The organism is Streptomyces sp. M92 (genome assembly GCF_028473745.1).
Taxonomy (GTDB): domain Bacteria; phylum Actinomycetota; class Actinomycetes; order Streptomycetales; family Streptomycetaceae; genus Streptomyces.
The window spans coordinates 2912257-2930625 of sequence record NZ_CP101137.1; the positions used below are offsets into that span (position 1 = coordinate 2912257).

16 protein-coding genes are annotated in these 18369 nt (G+C 70.4%); 9 read left to right on the forward strand and 7 right to left on the reverse strand.

The features are described 5' to 3' along the window. The first annotated feature begins 28 nt into the window (after positions 1-28). The 8 genes from M6G08_RS13415 to M6G08_RS13450 all read left to right on the forward strand — a co-directional run bounded on the left by M6G08_RS13415 (position 29) and on the right by M6G08_RS13450 (position 10273). A complete protein-coding gene (locus tag M6G08_RS13415) occupies positions 29-346 on the forward strand; it encodes a hypothetical protein (RefSeq protein ID WP_272587389.1) in 318 nt (105 codons plus the stop codon). After that, positions 343-1701 (forward strand): putative T7SS-secreted protein, encoded by a 1359-nt coding sequence (locus tag M6G08_RS13420; protein ID WP_272587390.1) that lies wholly within the window; start codon positions 343-345, stop codon positions 1699-1701. The genes M6G08_RS13415 and M6G08_RS13420 overlap by 4 nt, the downstream gene beginning before the upstream one ends. Positions 1702-2405: 704 nt before the next feature. Then, positions 2406-3074, forward strand: a complete 669-nt coding sequence (locus M6G08_RS13425; protein WP_272587391.1) for a hypothetical protein — start codon at positions 2406-2408, stop codon at positions 3072-3074. Between the two features lie 59 nt (positions 3075-3133). Further along, on the forward strand, positions 3134-4018 hold the full coding sequence (locus M6G08_RS13430) for an LLM class flavin-dependent oxidoreductase (RefSeq protein WP_272587392.1): 885 nt from the start codon (positions 3134-3136) through the stop codon (positions 4016-4018). Between the two features lie 74 nt (positions 4019-4092). Then, positions 4093-4884, forward strand: a complete 792-nt coding sequence (locus M6G08_RS13435) for a class I SAM-dependent methyltransferase (RefSeq protein ID WP_272587393.1) — start codon at positions 4093-4095, stop codon at positions 4882-4884. A 1310-nt stretch (positions 4885-6194) separates the two neighbouring features. Further along, a complete protein-coding gene (gene phoH2 / locus M6G08_RS13440; RefSeq protein ID WP_272587394.1) occupies positions 6195-7520 on the forward strand; it encodes an RNA 5'-3' helicase PhoH2 in 1326 nt (441 codons plus the stop codon). 402 nt (positions 7521-7922) lie between these two features. Then, positions 7923-8618 carry an aggregation-promoting factor C-terminal-like domain-containing protein gene (locus M6G08_RS13445; RefSeq protein WP_272587395.1) on the forward strand — a complete coding sequence of 232 codons (696 nt, stop codon included), beginning with the start codon at positions 7923-7925 and terminating at the stop codon, positions 8616-8618. Positions 8619-8803: 185 nt separating this feature from the next. Then, a complete protein-coding gene (locus M6G08_RS13450; protein WP_272587396.1) occupies positions 8804-10273 on the forward strand; it encodes an AI-2E family transporter in 1470 nt (489 codons plus the stop codon). Positions 10274-10369: 96 nt separating this feature from the next. Here the strand turns inward: M6G08_RS13450 and M6G08_RS13455 are convergent, their stop codons facing one another. Beyond that, positions 10370-10906, reverse strand: coding sequence for an alkyl hydroperoxide reductase (locus M6G08_RS13455; protein WP_217246645.1), 537 nt, complete (start codon positions 10904-10906; stop codon positions 10370-10372). Between the two features lie 6 nt (positions 10907-10912). Further along, a complete protein-coding gene (locus tag M6G08_RS13460) occupies positions 10913-11467 on the reverse strand; it encodes a peroxiredoxin (protein ID WP_100049627.1) in 555 nt (184 codons plus the stop codon). Between the two features lie 138 nt (positions 11468-11605). On the opposite strand from M6G08_RS13460, the gene M6G08_RS13465 reads away from it, so the two are divergent. Continuing rightward, complete coding sequence (locus M6G08_RS13465; protein ID WP_272587397.1) at positions 11606-12544, forward strand: LysR substrate-binding domain-containing protein; 939 nt, start codon at positions 11606-11608, stop codon at positions 12542-12544. Between the two features lie 654 nt (positions 12545-13198). Here M6G08_RS13465 and M6G08_RS13470 read toward each other — a convergent pair. From M6G08_RS13470 to M6G08_RS13490, 5 genes are all read right to left on the reverse strand, one after another. After that, positions 13199-15508, reverse strand: coding sequence for an ABC transporter permease (locus tag M6G08_RS13470; protein ID WP_272591335.1), 2310 nt, complete (start codon positions 15506-15508; stop codon positions 13199-13201). Positions 15509-15600: 92 nt separating this feature from the next. Further along, a complete protein-coding gene (locus M6G08_RS13475; RefSeq protein ID WP_272587398.1) occupies positions 15601-16290 on the reverse strand; it encodes an ABC transporter ATP-binding protein in 690 nt (229 codons plus the stop codon). Next, a complete protein-coding gene (locus tag M6G08_RS13480) occupies positions 16287-16811 on the reverse strand; it encodes a PadR family transcriptional regulator (RefSeq protein WP_272587399.1) in 525 nt (174 codons plus the stop codon). The genes M6G08_RS13475 and M6G08_RS13480 overlap by 4 nt, the downstream gene beginning before the upstream one ends. Positions 16812-17015: 204 nt before the next feature. Continuing rightward, positions 17016-17393 (reverse strand): type II toxin-antitoxin system antitoxin, encoded by a 378-nt coding sequence (locus tag M6G08_RS13485; protein ID WP_272591336.1) that lies wholly within the window; start codon positions 17391-17393, stop codon positions 17016-17018. After that, positions 17339-18310 carry an SPFH domain-containing protein gene (locus M6G08_RS13490; RefSeq protein ID WP_443048792.1) on the reverse strand — a complete coding sequence of 324 codons (972 nt, stop codon included), beginning with the start codon at positions 18308-18310 and terminating at the stop codon, positions 17339-17341. Before M6G08_RS13490 ends, M6G08_RS13485 begins: the two co-directional genes overlap by 55 nt. Positions 18311-18369 lie beyond the last annotated feature (59 nt).

The window sequence follows — 18369 nt, forward strand, 5'->3', positions numbered from 1 at the left end:
GTAGATGGACCGGAGAGGGAGCGGACACATGGCGGGGCGGCTTGCCGTTGACGGTGACGAGCTCGGGCGCTTCATGAAGTCGCTGAGGAATTCGTCGACATCGCTCAAGGGGGTCCGCAAAGCGCTGTCGGACGCGAGCATCACCGGCCTCGGCACCGACGATCTCGACTCGGCGTGCGAGGCCTTCCAGGAGGACTGGAAGTACGGGTCGGAGGAGATCGGCAAGCAGACGGAGGATCTCGCCGACATCATCGGCAAGAGCAAGGACAGCTACCTCGAGGTCGACAAGGCGCTCGAGGAGGCGGTGCGGAAGTCGCGCGAGGCCGAGGGCGGCGGCAAGAAGTGACCGCCATCGCCGGGCAGGACCAGGACGGGGCCGCCCTGGACCCGCGTTCCCGAGCCGATCTGGGCAAGCCGCAGGGCCTCAAGTCGGCCCCGCGCATCCCCAACCCCGACTACCCGCACCTCGGCTTCAACCCCGTACCGGGCGACACGGAGACCGTGCGGGGTTTGCAGAAGAAGCTCAGCGGTTGCGCCAAGGTCCTTCAGGACACCTACGACACGGTCACCAAGCTGCTGGACGGCAGCTACTGGAAGGGCGATGCCGCGGTCGCCTTCCGCGAGCAGCTCGAGGGCGGCCCACTGCCGCTCAACCTCAAGAACGCGGCACACTCCATCCGCAAGGCTGCCACGCAGCTGAGCCGGTGGGAGGGCGAACTCGACGACTTCCAGCGGCGTGCCAAGAGGCTGGAGGAGGACGCGAAGGAAGCCCGGGCCGCGGTCGACCGTGCACGGGGGCTGGCGGACGAGGCGGGTGAGGACCCCGACCTCAAAGCGGGGGGTGCCGACCGTGAGGCCGCGCAGAAGGCGCTGACACGCGCGAACGGTGACCTGGACGACGCCGAGGCCGAACTTCGGAAGATCATCGGCAAGGCGAAGAGTCTGGCCGAAGAGCACGAGGAGAAGGCCGGGTACCGGGCCGGCAAGATCCGCGACGCCACGGAGAAGCTGGCGCCACAGGAGCCTGGGTGGTTCGACGAGGCACTGGACTGGCTGGGCGACAACCTGCCGGACATCCTGAGCTTCACGGCGGGACTTATCGGTGTGGTGGCTCTTCTCTTGTCGGGACCACTGGGGTGGGGCCTGGCGACCGCAGCGGCGCTGATGCTCACGGCTTCGGGGTTGAGCATCACAGCACTTGTTCTTCGGTTGAGCGATCCGGAGATCCGAGCTTCGCTCCTGGATGGTTTCACTAAGGGAGAGTTCGATGCCGACTTCTGGAGCAACGCTGTCTCCGTGGGGGCGGATTCTGTGGGCGCGTTGCCAGGGCTGGGGGCGGTGCTGAACGGCAGCATCAAGGCTACTCGCACCGTCCGGACGGGCAGTCAGTCGATCGGGTTCTGGCAGAAGGCGGCCACTTACGGATCGGAGTCCTTTGAGGAGGCGAGACACATTGCTGGACTGGGAAATCCGCTCGTTGCGCGAGCCGTAAGTGGGTTCAGTGATCCTGCTAAGGCGGCAAACGCCGTAGTCGCGACGTCGGCTGTGACCGGCGTAGTCACTGGCGGTTTTGGGTTGTACGGCAAGGCGCTTGATGCAGAGGAAGACGGTATCAAGAGTGGCACTGTCGCGGGAATCGACGGATCTCGTCTCATCCTCGATAGCGGCGGGATCATTGGTCTGGTCCGACACGTCTTCTGAGGTCATTGAGTGGAGAACCAAACTGTGCACGCTGCCCTCTACCCTTCTGCTTGGGACCACCCTCCGACGCGACGGTTCTGGGCCTGGCACGTCATGAGTAGTGTCCTCGCAGCTTCAGGTTGGGCAGCCTGTTGGATTCTGCTACTGAGTATCTCTACCTACACGCCTCAATGGGTGGTGTGGGTTTTCATGCCGTACTTTATCTATGGTCCTTATCGAGTGGCCGCCCAGGTGAAGAACGTCCTCGAAGCGTTGATGATGCGGCGAATTCTTCGTACGTACTCCTGGCGAATCATGTGTGACGTGCCGCGGGGTATTATCGATCGACCAGAGGTGGAGGGTAGTCAATTCGGATGGTTTGAGTTCCCCAATCCGGCGCGTGAGGATCAGTGGCTTCCCATGGTTTTCTCGACACACCTCCGCACTCGGTGGTGGGTCAGACGCATGGTTCCTCATGCGAACTCTCGCTCGAAGGCGGAAATCGAAACTGTTTGGTTTGCCGGTGACTGTCGTTTCGTTGGGGTTGTGGCTGCTCCCGCTGGGAAGGGCACCACACCGCGACGCCTGCACATTGTCGAGCAGCGAATCGGTGAGCGGAGTGGTCAGCGGTTCAGTGACTGGTGCGCGACGGCAGATGACATCGAGCGGGGCCGACGCGCGGGCGTACGCCCGGTCGCTCCTCGCACCGCGGAGAGAAGGTTGCCGTGAGCACCCCGCCAATCGTCCTTCACGAGTCCGTCGAAGACCTCTGCGCAGAGCTGTGGTTTGCCGAACCAGCCGGTTTCATGGCACTGCCATTGGACGTCCTGCTTGCCGAGCCTGATTCGTCTGCCGCCGTGATGATGCAAGAGACTGTCGCTCCCTTGCTCGAATCGATGTCGGATGGCGCAGAGCGCCAACGGTTCATCGCGCAGTTCGCGGCGGGACAGCAGATGTTGGCAGCCCTATGCGAAGCAGGCACCGTCTTTTGCTCGCTGGGCTTGCATCTCGACGACGTCGATTCAACCAAGGCGGGTTCCCCGCTGCTCTCCCTCTTCACCATCTCATGGCGTGAATCGAGCGTGGCTCCGCGCGGTGTCACAGCGGCGCGGGTGGTCACGTCGGATAAGGGGCGCACACATGTCACCCTCCTCGAACTGCCATGCGGGCCGGGTGTTCTGAGCGAGACCACGCTGAAATGTGCCGAAGGAAGTGGCCTCCCGCCGCTTCCCCTCCTCCAGATCCACGCCCACCTCCCCCACCCCGACTGCACCCGCCTCGCCGTCCTCACCCTCAGCACCACAGCCACCGCCCGGAGGGAGGAGTACCGGGCGATCCTGCGCCAAGTGGTGGAGACGGTCCGTTTCGAGAAGCCCTTGGGGAACGCCCCGTAAAGCGGTTGTCCCCCGCCGGAGGCGCAGGTAGGAAGACCTCCATGACCCCCATGCCTCCCATGACGCCCAAGACGACCGCCCTCGGCGCCGTGTTCCGCCCCCAGCTTGCCCCCGAGCGGCTGCGTGCCGTCGCTCGTGTCGCCGACGAGGCGGGGCTGGAGGAGTTGTGGCTCTGGGAGGACTGTTTCCGTGAGGGTGGGATCTCCACCGCCGCCGCCGCGCTCGCGTGGACCGAGAGGGTGCGGGTCGGGGTCGGGCTGTTGCCCGTGCCCCTGCGGAACGTGGCGATCACCGCGATGGAGGCTGCCACTCTGCACCGGATGTTCCCCGGCCGCGCGATCCTCGGCGTCGGCCACGGTGTACAGGACTGGATGGGGCAGGTCGGGGCGCGGGTGGAGTCGCCCGTCACCTTGCTGAGGGAGCATCTTCTCGCCCTGCGGGCCCTGTTGGCGGGGGAGCGGGTGACGACCGAGGGGCGGTACGTCCGGCTCGACGGCGTGGCGCTGGACTGGCCGCCGGGAGAGGGCGTCGAGGTACTCGCCGGGGCCACCGGCCCCCGTTCGCTGCGGCTGGCCGGTGAGGCCGCCGACGGGACCGTTCTCACCGCGTCGACCCCGCCGGACGGCGTACGCCGGGCCCGGCGGCTGATCGACGAGGGGCGTGCGGCGGCCGGGCGGACACAGGCGCACAAGGTGGTCGTCTATCTACTCGCCGCCACCGGGGCCGGCGCCCACGAGCGGTTGCGGGCCGAGCTGGTCGCCGAGGGGGACGACGGGGTTCCGGGGCTTGGTGTGGCCGGGGACGCGGAGGCCGTTGCCGCGGCCGTACGGCGGTTGGCCGAGGCTGGCGCGGACTCCGTGATTCTCCAGCCGACGGGCGACGAGCCGGACCCGGAGGGCTTCGTACGGTTCGCCGCCGAAGAGGTCCGCCCCTTGGTGGCGTAGACATCGTCGCCCTCCCCTCCCCTCTCCTCCCCTCGGCCGTTCCCCGCTCGCACCGACACACCGATAGGACCCCCATGGCACCCCCAGCCTCCCGCGCCTTCGACGACCTCGTGACCGAAGGCGCCGCCGTCCCCACCGAAGGGTGGGACTTCTCCTGGTTCGAGGGGCGGGCCACCGAGGCGCGGCCTTCCTGGGGGTACGCCCGTGCCATGGGCGGGCGGCTCGCCGGGGCCGGTGCCGTGCTGGACGTGCAGACCGGGGGAGGGGAGGTGCTGGACTTCGCCCTCGGGGCAGCGGCGCCCGCGCGGCCCGGCCTCCTCGTCGCCACCGAAGGGTGGCCGCCCAACGTCGCGAAGGCCACCGAACTGCTCCGCCCCCGCGGCGTCCCCGTGGTCGCCTCGCCCGACGACGAGCCCTTCCCCTTCGCCGACGGGGCTTTCGACCTCGTCGTGAGCCGGCATCCCGTCGTGCCGCACTGGTCGGAGATCGCCCGGGTCCTCGCGCCCGGCGGTACGTACTTCGCCCAGCACGTCGGTCCGGCCAGCGTGTTCGAGGTCATCGAGTTCTTTCTCGGGCCGCAGCCGGAGGAGAACCGGAACCATCGCCACCCTGACCGCGAACGGGCCGGCGCCGAGGGGGCCGGGCTGGAGGTCGTCGATCTGCGGGTGGAGCGGTTGCGGATGGAGTTCCATGACGTCGGGGCCGTCGTCCACTTCCTGCGCAAGGTCGTGTGGATGGTCCCGGGGTTCACCGTCGAGGCCTACCGGGACCGGCTGCTGGAGATGCACGAGCGCATCGAGGCGGAGGGGCCCTTCGTGGCCCACAGCGCACGGCACCTCTTCGAGGTCCGGAAGCCGCGGCAGTAGGGAGCCACGGGGAGGAGCGACGGGGAGGAGCGACGGAGAGGAGCGACGGGGAGTCCCCGGCGTCGCCGATGGTCCGTACGTCCGTCAGGGGCGGGCCGTCGACCCGGATGCCGACCCACGACTCCGCCGCGGAGGGGACCCGGGTGTGGACGCCGGGCAGCGCGCCGGCCGCTTCGGCGACCGGCGCGCCCGTTCGGGCGGAGTTGGCGAGGAACTGCCGTTCGAGGCATCGTGCGCCCGCTGCCTCCCAAGCGATCGCCGCCCTCTTCGTCATGAGGCAGCGTCAGGGGAGCGGTAGGCCAGTGAGCGGCCTCGACGGAATCGGCGGTGGCTTCCGCGGGGGCGGGGTTGTGCGGGATCTTCTGGGCATACATGGCGCACCTTCGCAAATATCCGTGAATATTCTGTGCCTGGAGGGAGGGTGCGGAATCCTCCGGCGATCCTCACGGGGTTTCCACATCGTTATTCATCGTTGCCCTTACCGCGTCGAATCTGCCCGGTCCGATCACGTAAGTTCGGTGCCAGGTAGTTCGCGTGAGCAAAGCTGCGCGTGTGGCACCGCGCAGTGGAGGGGGCTGCGCGGTGCCTGGTCAAGCGAGGGTTCGCCGGTGAGGTCACCCGGTGGGGGGAAGCGCGGGCGGTCCGCCGTGCGGGCGCCGGTGTGCGCGGGGCGTTGCCAGGTCGCCCCTCCGGTGCGCCGGGGCGCGGTTTTCTGTCTCCCGTCCGCTCTGTTCCGGCCATGATTCACGGCGGAATGAGTGCTTCCATGCCTACCCGGGCGTTGCCGGGCGATTTCGGAGAGTAGTTGTGGCATGCCGATGCACACGACATCCCTTACGAAGGGTTATGGTGGAAACCCCCCCTCGGGCCGGTCCGTCTCCCCCCCCCCACGGACCGGCCCGTTTTTTCTGCCCGCATTCGGCGGGGTCTCCCGGCGGGGTCGCCCGGCGGACGCCCGAGGGGCGCGCGTCATGAGGAGTTCACCGGTGCGTCGTCCTGTGCCGGGGCATGGCGGCGCTTGTTCGAGGGCATAAACCAAGCAGGTCGACGCCCGAACCACGGGTGTCGTATCTCAGCGGACGGCACGGAGCCGTCCGCCCGGGAGGCCCTTTGCACCAGCCCCACCGTGCGGTCACGGCACGGAAGACGCGGCGGAGGGCCGGTTCGCGGCCCGCGCCCGTCCGGGGCGGCCGTCGACCGGCCGACTCGTCAGTGCAGGGCGGCCGTCGGCCGGCCGGTTCGTTCCCGCTCTCCCGGCCCAGCGTCCACTCCGTCGCTCCCCGACCTCATCCGAGGGGGTACGTCCTTCCGTGGTGACCAGCGCAAAGCGCCACAAGCCAGACAGGCGCACCTACGTACTCGACACCAGCGTCCTGCTGGCCGACCCGAACGCCCTGAACCGCTTCGACGAGCACGAGGTCGTGCTCCCCATCGTCGTGGTGACGGAGCTGGAGGCCAAGCGGCACCATCCCGAACTCGGTTACTTCGCCCGGCAGGCCCTGCGCCTGCTCGACGAGTTCCGGGTGCGGCACGGTCGCCTCGACGCCCCCATCCCGATCGGTGATCTCGGCGGGACCGTCCGTGTCGAGCTCAACCACTCGGACCCCAGCGTGCTGCCCACCGGCTACCGCCTGGGGGACAACGACTCCCGCATCCTCGCGGTCGCCCGAAACCTCCAGGCGGAGGGATACGACGTCACCGTCGTGTCCAAGGACCTCCCCCTGAGGATCAAGGCGTCCTCCGTCGGCCTGCTCGCCGAGGAGTACCGCGCCGAGCTCGCCATCACGGACGCCTCCGGCTGGACCGGCATGTCCGAACTGACGCTGCCCGGCGAGCAGGTGGACATCCTCTTCGAGGAGGGGCGGGTCTACGTCCCCGAGGCCGCCGAGCTGCCCGTGCACACCGGGCTGACCATCCAGTCGGAGCGCGGCAAGGCCCTCGGCCGGGTCACGCCCGACGGCAGCGTCCGCGTGGTGCGCGGCGACCGCGAGGCGTTCGGCATCAAGGGCCGCAGCGCCGAGCAGCGGATCGCGCTCGACCTGCTCCTCGATCCGGACGTCGGGATCGTGTCGATGGGCGGCCGGGCCGGCACCGGCAAGTCGGCGCTGGCGCTGTGCGCGGGGCTGGAGGCGGTGCTTGAGCGGCGGCAGCACCAGAAGGTGATGGTCTTCCGGCCGCTGTACGCGGTGGGCGGGCAGGAACTCGGCTACCTGCCCGGCTCCGAGGCCGAGAAGATGAGCCCCTGGGCGCAGGCGGTCTTCGACACGCTGTCGGCGGTCACCAGCCGGGAGGTCATCGAGGAGGTGACCGCGCGCGGGATGCTGGAGGTGTTGCCGCTCACCCACATCCGGGGGCGCTCGCTGCACGACGCGTTCGTGATCGTGGACGAGGCCCAGTCGCTGGAGCGGAACGTCCTGCTGACCGTGCTCTCCCGCGTCGGGGCCAACTCGCGGGTCGTGCTGACCCACGACGTCGCACAGCGGGACAACCTGCGGGTGGGGCGGTACGACGGTGTCGTCGCCGTCGTCGAGAAGCTGAAGGGGCATCCGCTCTTCGCGCACGTCACCCTGACCCGGTCCGAGCGGTCGCAGATCGCGGCACTCGTGACCGAAATGCTGGAGGACGGCCACATCTGAGGCATGACGCGTGACGTGGGCGCCGTCCGGAAGGCGAAGAGCCTAGCCGGGCGGCGCCTCGGCGTGTGTGGCTTTCCGAGAATCCCCTGGGCCAAACGAGATGTGAGCTTTCACACGCAACACAGAATTGCCTCACCCCGTCGGGTTACGGCAGAGTCTCGTTCCTGTCAGGCCCCGCATACGACACAGCTGTATCCCCAGCGGTACGGCAGCACGACAGAAGCACCAGTCTCAACTCCATAGCAGCGTCGTATGCCGCCCGAGCACCACGCGGCGCTCCCTCCACGGGGAGTTGTCCACCGGGCCCGTGCCTCCCGTGACCCGTAGTTGGGGAGGCCAGTGTCAGGGGCACGATTGCGTCCGCGAGGGTCACCGAAGCGGGCGATGCTGGAAGGAAACCGTGTGAGCCGGATCTCGGTCCGGGGATTCGCAGTGGCCTCGGCCACGGCGGTCACCGCTGTCGGAAGTGTCGTCGGCGTTGCCTCGGGCAGCACCGCGCAGAACAACGACGCGGAAGCCACCGCAGCCGGCACGACGCTGCTTGCGGACATCCCCATGGGCGAGCAGGCGCAGGTGCAGACCGCGTCACTGACGCAGCAGGCCGACGTGCAGGCCATCGCCGCGGACGCGAGCGCCAAGAAGGACGCGGAGGAAGCGGCCCGCAAGGCAGCCGCCGAGACCGCCGTGGCCAAGCAGGAGAAGGCCAAGAAGGCGGCCGAGGAGGCCAAGAAGCGCGAGGCGGAGAAGGAAGCGGCCAGCCGCGACGCCCAGCGCGAGGCCACCAGCTTCTCCGTCCAGAGCTCCTACAGCATCAGCCAGATCCAGGCGATGGCCCGTCAGATGGTGCCGAGCGGCCAGTGGCAGTGCTTCAGCAACATCGTGGACCACGAGTCCAGCTGGAACTACAAGGCCGTCAACCCCTCCTCCGGTGCCTACGGCCTCTTCCAGGCCCTCCCGGCCGGCAAGTACGCCTCGGCGGGCGCCGACTGGCGGACCAACCCGGCCACCCAGATCAAGTGGGGCCTCAACTACATGGACAACCGCTACGGCAGCCCGTGCGACGCCTGGGCCTTCTGGCAGGCCAACCACTGGTACTGAGTCCCGCCCGGTTCCGTCCGGTTCCGTCCGGCACCGCCCGGCACAGACCGGTTGCCCCGTCGCTCAACCTCGCGAAGCCCCTCACCGTCCTTCGGTGAGGGGCTTTCGCGTGCCCGCGAGGTACGGTCGGACCGAAACGACTCCAGGGGGGAGTGGTGGGGAAAGACGGGGGAAGAGGACGGATCATGTCGCGAGTGCCAGGGTGGCTCGGCCGGCTCGGCGCCGGACTGACGCAGATGAGCGAGCGGTTGGAGCAGCGCCGCGAGGAGGCGCGGGGAGAGGGCCCCGACGGCGAACCGTCACCGGCCGCCCACCACGCGCCGACGTCGCGGCAGGACCCGTCCCCGGAGCACGCCACCGCACCGCAGCACCAGCTCGTGGCCCAGAGCCGTCCCGATCCCGCGCAGGCCGTCCCCTGGGGCGTACGGGTCGCGGCGGAGGCCGGGTGGCGGCTGTTGGTCCTGGCGGGGACCGTGTGGGTGCTGATGCGGGTGATCAGCGCGGTCCAGCTGGTGGTGCTGGCGTTCGTGGCCGCGCTGCTGATCACGGCGCTGCTCCAGCCGACCGTGGCACGGCTGCGGCGGCTCGGGGTGCCGCGGGGGCCGGCCACCGCGCTCACCGCGATCCTCGGGTTCGTGGTGATGGGGCTGATCGGCTGGTTCGTGACCTGGCAGGTCATGGAGAACATCGACAACCTCTCCGACCAGGTCCAGGACGGCATCGACGAGCTGCGCAACTGGCTGCTGAACAGCCCCTTCCACGTCACCGACAAGCAGATCAACGAGATCGCCAAGAACCTGCGCGAGGCGGTCGGCGCCAACACCGACCAGATAACGTCCGCCGGTCTGGAGGGCGTCACGGTCGTCGTCGAGGCGCTCACCGGCATCCTGCTGGCCGCGTTCTCGACGCTCTTCCTGCTCTACGACGGCAAGCGCATCTGGCAGTGGACGCTGAAGCTGGTGCCGGCGGCGGCCCGGCCGGGCGTGGCCGGTGCCGGCCCGCGCGCGTGGCGGACGCTGACCGCGTACGTGCGCGGCACGGTGATCGTGGCGCTGATCGACGCCATCTTCATCGGTCTCGGCATCTACTTCCTGGACGTGCCGATGGCCGTCCCGCTGGCCGTGTTCATCTTCCTGTTCGCCTTCATCCCGCTGGTCGGCGCGGTGATCTCGGGAGCGCTCGCGGTGGTCGTGGCGCTGGTGACGCAGGGCGTGTTCGCGGCCGTCATGACGCTCGTCGTGGTGCTGGCGGTGCAGCAGATCGAGGGGCACATCCTCCAGCCGTTCATCCTGGGGCGCGCGGTGCGGGTCCATCCGCTGGCGGTGGTGCTGTCGGTGGCCACGGGCGGCATGGTGGCCGGCATCGGCGGCGCGGTGGTCGCCGTACCGCTGGTGGCGGTGACGAACACGGTCGTCGGCTATCTGCGGGCGTACTCCCGGGAGGCCGCGGTACGACAGGCGCCGAAGCCGCACGGCGCGACGTCCACGCACACGTCCCCGGCGACGTCGGGGGGGTCCGGGGGCTCCGGGGCCGCGGCGGGCGCGGGCACGGAAGCGCCGGTGAAGGACGTGTCGAGGACCATGACGAAGGACACGGCGAACGACACGGCGAGGGACACGGGAGACGGGCCGCCCGCGGGCGCCTCACCCGGCTAGCGGCGACGCGACGGGCCCCGCTCACCGACTCGGTGAGCGGGGCCCGTCGTCGTGCGCGCGGCCGCCTCCCGCTGGGGGAGGCGGCCCGCACGGGGACTACTGCGCGGCCAGCACGGCCTCCGCGTCCAGCGTGGCGCCGACGGCCTCGACCACGGCGGCGATCTTGAACGCCTCCTGGATCGTCTCGCGGTCCACACCGGCCTTGCGGAGCACCTGCTCGTGCGAGTCCAGGCACATGCCGCAGCCGTTGATGGCGGACACCGCGAACGACCACAGCTCGAAGTCGACCTTGTCGACACCCGGGTTGCCGATGACGTTCATCCGCAGTCCGGCGCGCAGGGTGCCGTACTCGTGGTCCGACAGCAGGTGCCGGGTGCGGTAGAAGACGTTGTTCATCGCCATGATGGCGGCGGCCGACTTGGCGGCCGAGTACGCCTCGGGCGTGAGGTTCGCCTTCGCCTCCGGCTCCAGCTCGCGCAGGACGATGGGGGAGCGCGAGGCGATGGCGGTCGCCAGCACGGTGCCCCACAGCTGCTGCGCCGGGAGGTCGGAGTTGCCGATGACCGAGCCCAGGTTGAGCTTCAGGTCCTTGGCGTAGTCCGGTACGGCGGACTTCAGGGAGTCGAGGGACACGTCAGCTCACTCCCCCGACAGCAGCGCGACCGGGTCCAGGGTCTCGTCGCCCTTGCTCCAGTTGCACGGGCAGAGCTCGTCGGTCTGCAGGGCGTCGAGGACCCGCAGGACCTCCTTGGGGTTACGGCCGACGGAGCCGGCGGTGACCATCGTGAACTGGATCTCGTTGTTCTGGTCCACGATGAAGACCGCGCGCTGCGCGAAGCCGTCCTCGCCCTCGATGCCGAGGTCACGCATGAGCTCGTGCTTCGAGTCGGCCATCATCGGGAAGGGCAGGTCGGTCAGGTCCGGGTGGTCCTTGCGCCAGGCGTGGTGCACGAACTCGGAGTCGCCGGAGAAGCCGAGGATCTGCGCGTCACGGTCGGCGAACTCGTCGTTCAGCTTGCCGAAGGCGGCGATCTCGGTCGGGCACACGAAGGTGAAGTCCTTGGGCCAGGCGAAGACGACCTTCCACTTGCCCTCGTAGGTCTTGTGGTTGATCTGCTCGAACTCCTTGCCCTTCTCCAGCGAGACACAGGCAGTCAGATCGAACTCGGGGAACTTGTCACCGACAGTGAGCACACGCTCTCCAAAAAACGCAGCGAGAAAACACCCGTTTTGCGAGTGTTTCCCATGGGTTGGACGGTGTTGATGTTGGCACAGCGTGCATTGATTACGGAAATAGCTACACTCGGTCGAGTTGATCGGAGGTGGCTATTAATGTCGGGCAGGAAGAGGCAGCCCAGTCTCGCCCAGCTGCGGGCTTTCGCGGCGGTCGCGGAGCATCTGCACTTCCGCGACGCCGCCGCCGCGATCGGCATGAGCCAGCCGGCGCTCTCGGGCGCCGTCTCCGCCCTGGAGGAGGCACTGGGTGTCACCCTCCTGGAGCGTACGACGCGCAAGGTGCTGCTCTCTCCGGCGGGGGAACGCCTCGCGGTGCGGACGAAGGCGGTACTGGCGGAGGTGGGCGCGCTGCTGGAGGAGGCGGAGGCGGTCCGTGCGCCGTTCACCGGCGCGCTGCGGCTCGGCGTCATCCCGACCGTCGCGCCGTACCTGCTGCCCACCGTGCTGCGCCTGGTCCAGGGCCGCTACCCGGACCTGGACCTCCAGGTCCACGAGGAACAGACGGCGAGCCTGCTGGAGGGGCTGTCCACCGGGCGCCTCGACCTGCTCCTGCTGGCGGTGCCGCTCGGTGTCCCCGGCGTCACGGAACTCCCCCTCTTCGACGAGGACTTCGTGCTCGTCACGCCGCTCGACCACCGGCTCGGCGGGCGAGAGGGCATCGAGCGCTCGGTGCTGCGCGAGCTGCACCTGCTGCTCCTCGACGAGGGACACTGCCTGCGCGACCAGGCGCTCGACATCTGCCGGGAGGCCGGCCGCGCGGACGTCCCCGCGACCACGACGGCCGCCGGGCTGGCGACGCTGGTGCAACTGGTGGCGGGAGGCCTGGGCGTGACGCTGCTGCCGCGCACGGCGGTCCGCGTGGAGACCTCCCGTTCCAGCCAGCTCCTCACCGGCTCCTTCGCCGACCCGGCCCCCACCCGCCGCATCGCCCTCGCCATGCGCACGGGCGCGGCCCGCTCCGCGGAGTACGAGGAGTTGGCGGCGGCGCTGCGGGAGGCGATGACGGACCTGCCGGTGCGGACACTCGGGGCCTGAACCGGCCCCGCCCGCCTCGGGTCGTGCGTCTCGGGTCGTGTGCGTGGGGCTGCCTGCCCAGGGTTGCTCGTATCGGTTCGTGCGTCCTGGGTCGTCGGTTTCGGGTTGTCTGCCTGGGCTTGTGTGTTCCGGGCTGTCCGATGTGGGTCGGGCGATCGGGGGTGTCTGCCTGCGATCGCCTGGGGCGGGTCGTGTGTCGGGTTGTGTGTGGGGCTGCCTGCCCAGGGTTGCTCGTATCGGTTCGTGCGTCCTGGGTCGTCGGTTTCGGGTTGTCTGCCTGGGTTTGTGTGTTCCGGGCTGTCCGATGTGGGTCGGGCGATCGAGGGTGTCCGCCTACGACCGCCTGCCTCGGGTCGTGCGTCTCGGGCCGTGCGCACCGGGCCGTGCGCATCGGGCCGTCCGCCTCGGGGCGCCTGCCCCGAGGGCCCGCCTCGGGTTGTCCGATTCGGATCGTGCGCCCCAGCCGTCCGCCCCGGGGCGGACGGCTGGGAGCGCCCGGCTCCGGCTGCCCGCCCCGGATCGCCCGCCACCGTCAGTTTCGGGCCGTGCGCCCCGGACCGTCAGCCTCGGAGCCTCCGCCCCGGACTGCCCGCCCCCGGACTGCCGACCCCGGGCAGGCGGCCCCGGACGGGAAGCCCCGCCCCGGGCCCGGCCCTACTCCGTGCGCAGCCCCTCCGGTCGCATCAGCCGCAGCAGTGGGGGCAGGCTCAGCAGGGTCACCACCAGGACGACCGCCGCGCCGATGCCGGTCATGGCGAGGACGCCGGTCCAGTCGACGCCGACCGGGGTGTTCGTCATCTTCAGCAGGACCGTGCCCAGCGTCAGGCCCACCACCATGGCCAGCAGCAGGCCCAGCGCGATGGGGATGGCCGTCTGCCACAGCACCGACAGGCTCAGCGTGCGGCGCCGGGTGCCGAAGGCGACCAGGGCCGACAGGAGCTTCTTCCGCTCGCGGAGCTGCTCCAGCTGTGAGACGAGCAGGCTCGCCCCGATCAGCGCCAGCACGCACGCCGCCCCGACGAACAGACCGGTGCGGATGGCGTCGAACCGGCCGGTGCGCTCCGTCGCCGCCCACACCATGGCGTCCGCCAGCGGGTGGACGGCCGCCGTGGTGTTCCGTACCCGGTCGTGCACGTCCGGCACCGACTCGTCCAGCCTGAGGTAGGCGTGCCCGGCCAGGGCCGGCACCAGCGTGTCCGGCATCGCCTCCGGCGTGATCAGGAAACCGCCCCGGTCGATCCCGGCCAGCAGACCGCGGCGCGGCTCGGCCGCCTTCACGCCCTGCGGCACCGTCCAGGGGATCTCCAGGCTCCTCGGGCTGCCCTCGTACGACGGGTCGAGGTACAGCTTCCGTCCCGGCTCGGCCAGCTTCGCCATGTCGACTCCGGTGTCCCACTCGGCGCCGCGGACGGCGAACACGTCCCCGTCGGTGCACGAGGGCAGGTCGGCCATCTCCCGCAGCGCGGCGCAGTCGCCCACCGTCACGGACGTCATCGCCTCCGGTTCCAGGGCGCGGTCGCCGAGGTAGCCCTCGGAGTAGCCGTAGACCGCCTTCACGCCCTCGGTGTCACGGAGCTTGTCGGCCACCCGCGTCACCGGCATCCCGTCCGGCAGGGCCACCTCCATCTGCGCCAACGACACGTCCTGCCCGGTGGGCCGGGTGTAGTCGTCCTCCACGCCCGCGAAGAGCATCTGCAGCGCGATCGCGCCCGCGACGGCCACCGCGATGCCGTTGACCATGCGTGCCGCCGTACCGCTGCTCAGCTGCAGCCTGCGCACGGCCAGCTGCCAGGCCACGCCACCGGCACCGAGCCGGGCGACGACGGCCTCCACGATCCACGGCAGCAGCGCGGTCACGCCGACCAGGAGCAGGACGACGCCGCCCGTCACCAGGTACTGGTTGAATTCCCCGTTGTCCCGCCCGTTGCCGATCATCGGGTAGAGCATCACCAGGCCGGCCAGCGGCAGCAGCAGCCGCCACCACAGCCGGCGCCGGGGCGGCCGGCCCGCGCGCACCACGCCGAGCGGCTCGATGACGACCCCGCGCAGCGCGAACAGCGTCACCAGCACCGCCGCCGCCGGCACGGCCACCGCGACCAGCAGGGCGAGCAGCGGCGAGGGGTTGAGGTAACTCGGGAACACGCTGATGCGGAACACCTCGGCGGTTCCCGCGAGCTGCCGCCCGATCATGAAGAACCCGGCACCGAAGACCAGCCCCAGCACCGCCCCCGCCAGCGCCTCACCGGCGGCGATCCGCCGGGTCATCCCGCTGTCGGAGCCCACCAGCCGCAGCGCCGCCAGCCGCCGGTCCCGCCGCTCCCCGCCGAACCGCACGGCCGCCGCGATGAAGACCGCGACCGGCATCAGCAGCACCACGAAGACGACGAGGATCAGCAGGAGCAGCACCGGGTCGGACCGCTCGGAGGTGGCGTTCGGGTTGCCGTACCCGTCGATGCGGGCGACCCGGCCGCCGTCGATGTGCGGCGCGAGCCCTTCGGCGCCCTGGTAGTAGGCGAGTTCGGCCGAGCCGATCAGCCCCTCCTCCCCGATGGTGCCGATGATCCGGTCCGGCAGCCGCTCGCGCAGCAGCGCGCCGGAGTCCGACTCCAGCAGCTCCTTCAGCGCCGGCGAGACCACCATCTCGCCCTTCGCCGGGAACCTCTCCACCCCCGGCGGCAGCGGCGCCCGCGGCCCCTCGGGTTCCAGGGCCCGGCCCCGGACGGTGTCGTCGCGGAAGTCCGTACCGACGTTGGCGACCACGAGGGTGTCGTCCGCCTTGGCCGGCTGCTCGTCGGTGAAGGTGATGTCGGTGCGCGCGGCCTCCCGCTCGTGCCGGACGTCGAGCGCGTTGGGGATCGCCGTCGTCAGCAGCAGCAGCGCCACGCCGAGCCCGACGCCGACCGCCGTCAGCACCGCCCGGGTCCACCCCTCGCGCCCGCCGGTGAAGGCGAAGCGGACCCCCATGGCCAGGTCGGCGGCGGCTGCCCGGCCCCGGCCCCGCTCGCGCCGGACCTCTCCGGTGGACAGGCTCGGCGGCCGCTCGCGCGTGGGCGCGCTCATACGACCCGCTCCATGTCCCGGGACCTGCCGTCCCGCACGACGATCTCGCGGTCGGAATAGGCGGCCACCCGTGCCTCGTGCGTCACCAGCACGACGGCGGCGTTGGTGGAGCGGGCGGCGTCCGTGAGGAGTTCCATCACGCGCTCGCCGTTGAGGGAGTCCAGCGCGCCGGTCGGCTCGTCGGCGAAGAGCACACGCGGGTCGGTGACCAGCGACCGTGCCACCGCGACCCGCTGCCCCTGGCCGCCGGAGACCTCACCGGGCCGCTTCTTCCTCAGGTCGTCGACCTCCAGCCGCTCCATCCAGGCCAGCGCGGCCCGCTCGGCCGCCTTGCGGGAGGTGCCGTTCAGCCGCAGCGGCAGGGCGACGTTCTCCACGCACGTCAGCTCCGGCACCAGCTGCCCGAACTGGAACACGAACCCGAAGTCGGAGCGGCGCAGCGCACTGCGCTCGGCGTCGCCCATGGCGGACAGCTCCCGCCCGCCGTACATGATCGTGCCCGAGTCGGGCGTGACGATTCCGGCGAGGCAGTGCAGCAGCGTCGACTTGCCCGACCCGGAGGGTCCCATCACGGCGACGACCTCGCCGGGGTGGATGGAGAACTCGGCGCCGTCGAGGGCGAGGGTCGGGCCGTAGGCCTTGCGCAGCTGCTCGGCCGAGAGCAGCGAACCTGCGGGAGGAGTCATCGGGCCACCGCCTCACGGAGCTTGTCGAGGCGCGCGGCGGTGAGTTCCAGCCACCGCAGGTCGGCCTCCAGATGGAACAGGGCGTGGTCGCAGATCAGCTGGTCCGCGAGGTCGCCCTTGCGCTTGCGGTCGGTCAGGATGCGCATGCTGCGCAGGTGTTCCGAACGCTGGGTGTCGAGGACGTCGGCGGCGTCGCGCCGGGTGAGCAGCGCGAGGACGACTTTCGTGTAGAGCGTCGACTGGAGGTACGGCTCGGGCTTCTCGGGCGTGGCGAGCCACCGCTGTACGTCGGTGATCCCCGCGTCGGTGATCGCGTACCGCTTCCGCTCGGGGCCGCCGCCGGTCTCGATGCCGTCGACGACGACGAGGCCGTTCTTCAGCAGGCGGGACATCGTGGAATAGACCTGGCCGTAGTGGAGCGGCCGGTCGTGACCGAACTTCTCGTCGAAGGCGCGCTTGAGGTCGTAACCGTGGCGCGGCCCGGACTCCAGGAGCCCGAGGAGGGTGTGACCGATGGACATGCCGAGCACTCTACACACGGTGTATACGCGCCATGTATACGCGCGGTGCAGAGATCGTGGCCGCGCGTACGGGAGCCCTGGTCGGAGGCGTTTGTCACGGTTCCGCTACGACGGAAGCCGCGCCTCCGCAGTGTGCGGTGACGCGGCTTCGCGACAGGTGTGACGCGGCTTCGGGACAGGTGTGACGCGGCTTCGCCGACTTCTCTACGGCGGTGGCGGTGGCGTGGACCCCGGGCCAGGGCGTCGCGGCGGGCGCCCCCGCCGGGGCAGCGGTCCGGCGTCGCCGGGCAGCCGGCCCGCCTCCGCCAGGGCCCGGCGGAGCAGGAACTCGATCTGGGCGTTGGCCGAGCGCAGCTCGTCGCCCGCCCACCGGGCCAGCGCCTCGTACACCTGGGGGTCCAGCCGCAGCAGCACCTGCTTGCGCTGCTGCGGCGGCCTGCGCTTCGGGGCGGCCGGGCCGCCGGGGCCGGGCCCCTCGGGCGGGGCTTCCCCGGGCGGCTCGGGCGGCGTGCCCTCGGACCGGGCCGTCACTGGTAGAGCGTCCCGGTGTTCAGGACCGGCTGGGCGGCGCGGTCCCCGCAGAGCACGACCATCAGGTTGGACACCATCGCCGCCTTGCGCTCGTCGTCCAGCTCCACGATGCCCTGCTCGCTGATCCGGGCGAGCGCCGCCTCGACCATGCCGACCGCCCCGTCCACGATCTGCCGCCGCGCGGCGACCACCGCGCCGGCCTGCTGCCGCTGGAGCATGGCCGAGGCGATCTCCGGCGCGTACGCGAGGTGCGTGAAGCGGGACTCGACGATCTGCACGCCGGCCGCCTCCACGCGCGCGTGCAGCTCGACGGCGAGCTTCTCGGTGATCTCCTCGGCGTTGCCCCGCAGGGAGAGGCCGTTCTCCTCGTGGGCGTCGTACGGGTACTCGATCGCGATGTGCCGCACGGCCGCCTCGGTCTGGGTGGAGACGAACTCGACGTAGTCGTCCACCTCGAAGGTGGCCTGCGCGGTGTCCTCCACCCGCCAGACCACCACGGCCGCCAGCTCGATGGGATTGCCGTAGGCGTCGTTGACCTTCAGGACGGCCGTCTCGTGGTTCCGCACCCGCGTCGAGATCTTGGTGCGCGTGGTCAGCGGATTGACCCAGCGCAGCCCGTCCTGCCGGATCGTCCCCCGGTACCGCCCGAAGAGCTGCACCACCCGGGCCTCGCCCGGTGCCACCATGTTCAGCCCGCACATCGCGAGGAAGGCGGCCAGGGCGATCACGATCCCCGCGACGATCAGCGCCGCCTTGCCCCCGGCCGACGAGACCGCGGTGGCGGCCGCGATCAGTCCGGCTCCGGCCACCAGCCCCGCCAGGCCCAGCAGCAGCGCCATCCCGCCACCGATGCTGTGCGCCTGCGTCTCGCGCACCCGTGGCACCGGCATCTCCGGTACGTCCGCCCGTACGTCCGCCCGTACGTCTGCCGTGACCTGCGGAGTCTTCTGTGCGTCGTGTGTGGACACGGTGGGTCCCCCGTTCTCGCCGGGCCGCTCCCGAGTGCGCCCGTCTGTCTATCATCGAC

Coding starts and splice junctions, on each gene's coding strand:
- M6G08_RS13415 (WP_272587389.1), top strand. CDS start 29: ATGGCGGGGCGGCTTGCCGTTGACGGTGACGAGCTCGGGCGCTTCATG.
- M6G08_RS13475 (WP_272587398.1), bottom strand. CDS start 16,290: ATGACTCCTCCCGCAGGTTCGCTGCTCTCGGCCGAGCAGCTGCGCAAG.
- M6G08_RS13470 (WP_272591335.1), bottom strand. CDS start 15,508: ATGGGGGTCCGCTTCGCCTTCACCGGCGGGCGCGAGGGGTGGACCCGG.
- M6G08_RS13430 (WP_272587392.1), top strand. CDS start 3,134: ATGACGCCCAAGACGACCGCCCTCGGCGCCGTGTTCCGCCCCCAGCTT.
- M6G08_RS13465 (WP_272587397.1), top strand. CDS start 11,606: ATGTCGGGCAGGAAGAGGCAGCCCAGTCTCGCCCAGCTGCGGGCTTTC.
- M6G08_RS13450 (WP_272587396.1), top strand. CDS start 8,804: ATGTCGCGAGTGCCAGGGTGGCTCGGCCGGCTCGGCGCCGGACTGACG.
- M6G08_RS13480 (WP_272587399.1), bottom strand. CDS start 16,811: ATGTCCATCGGTCACACCCTCCTCGGGCTCCTGGAGTCCGGGCCGCGC.
- M6G08_RS13435 (WP_272587393.1), top strand. CDS start 4,093: ATGGCACCCCCAGCCTCCCGCGCCTTCGACGACCTCGTGACCGAAGGC.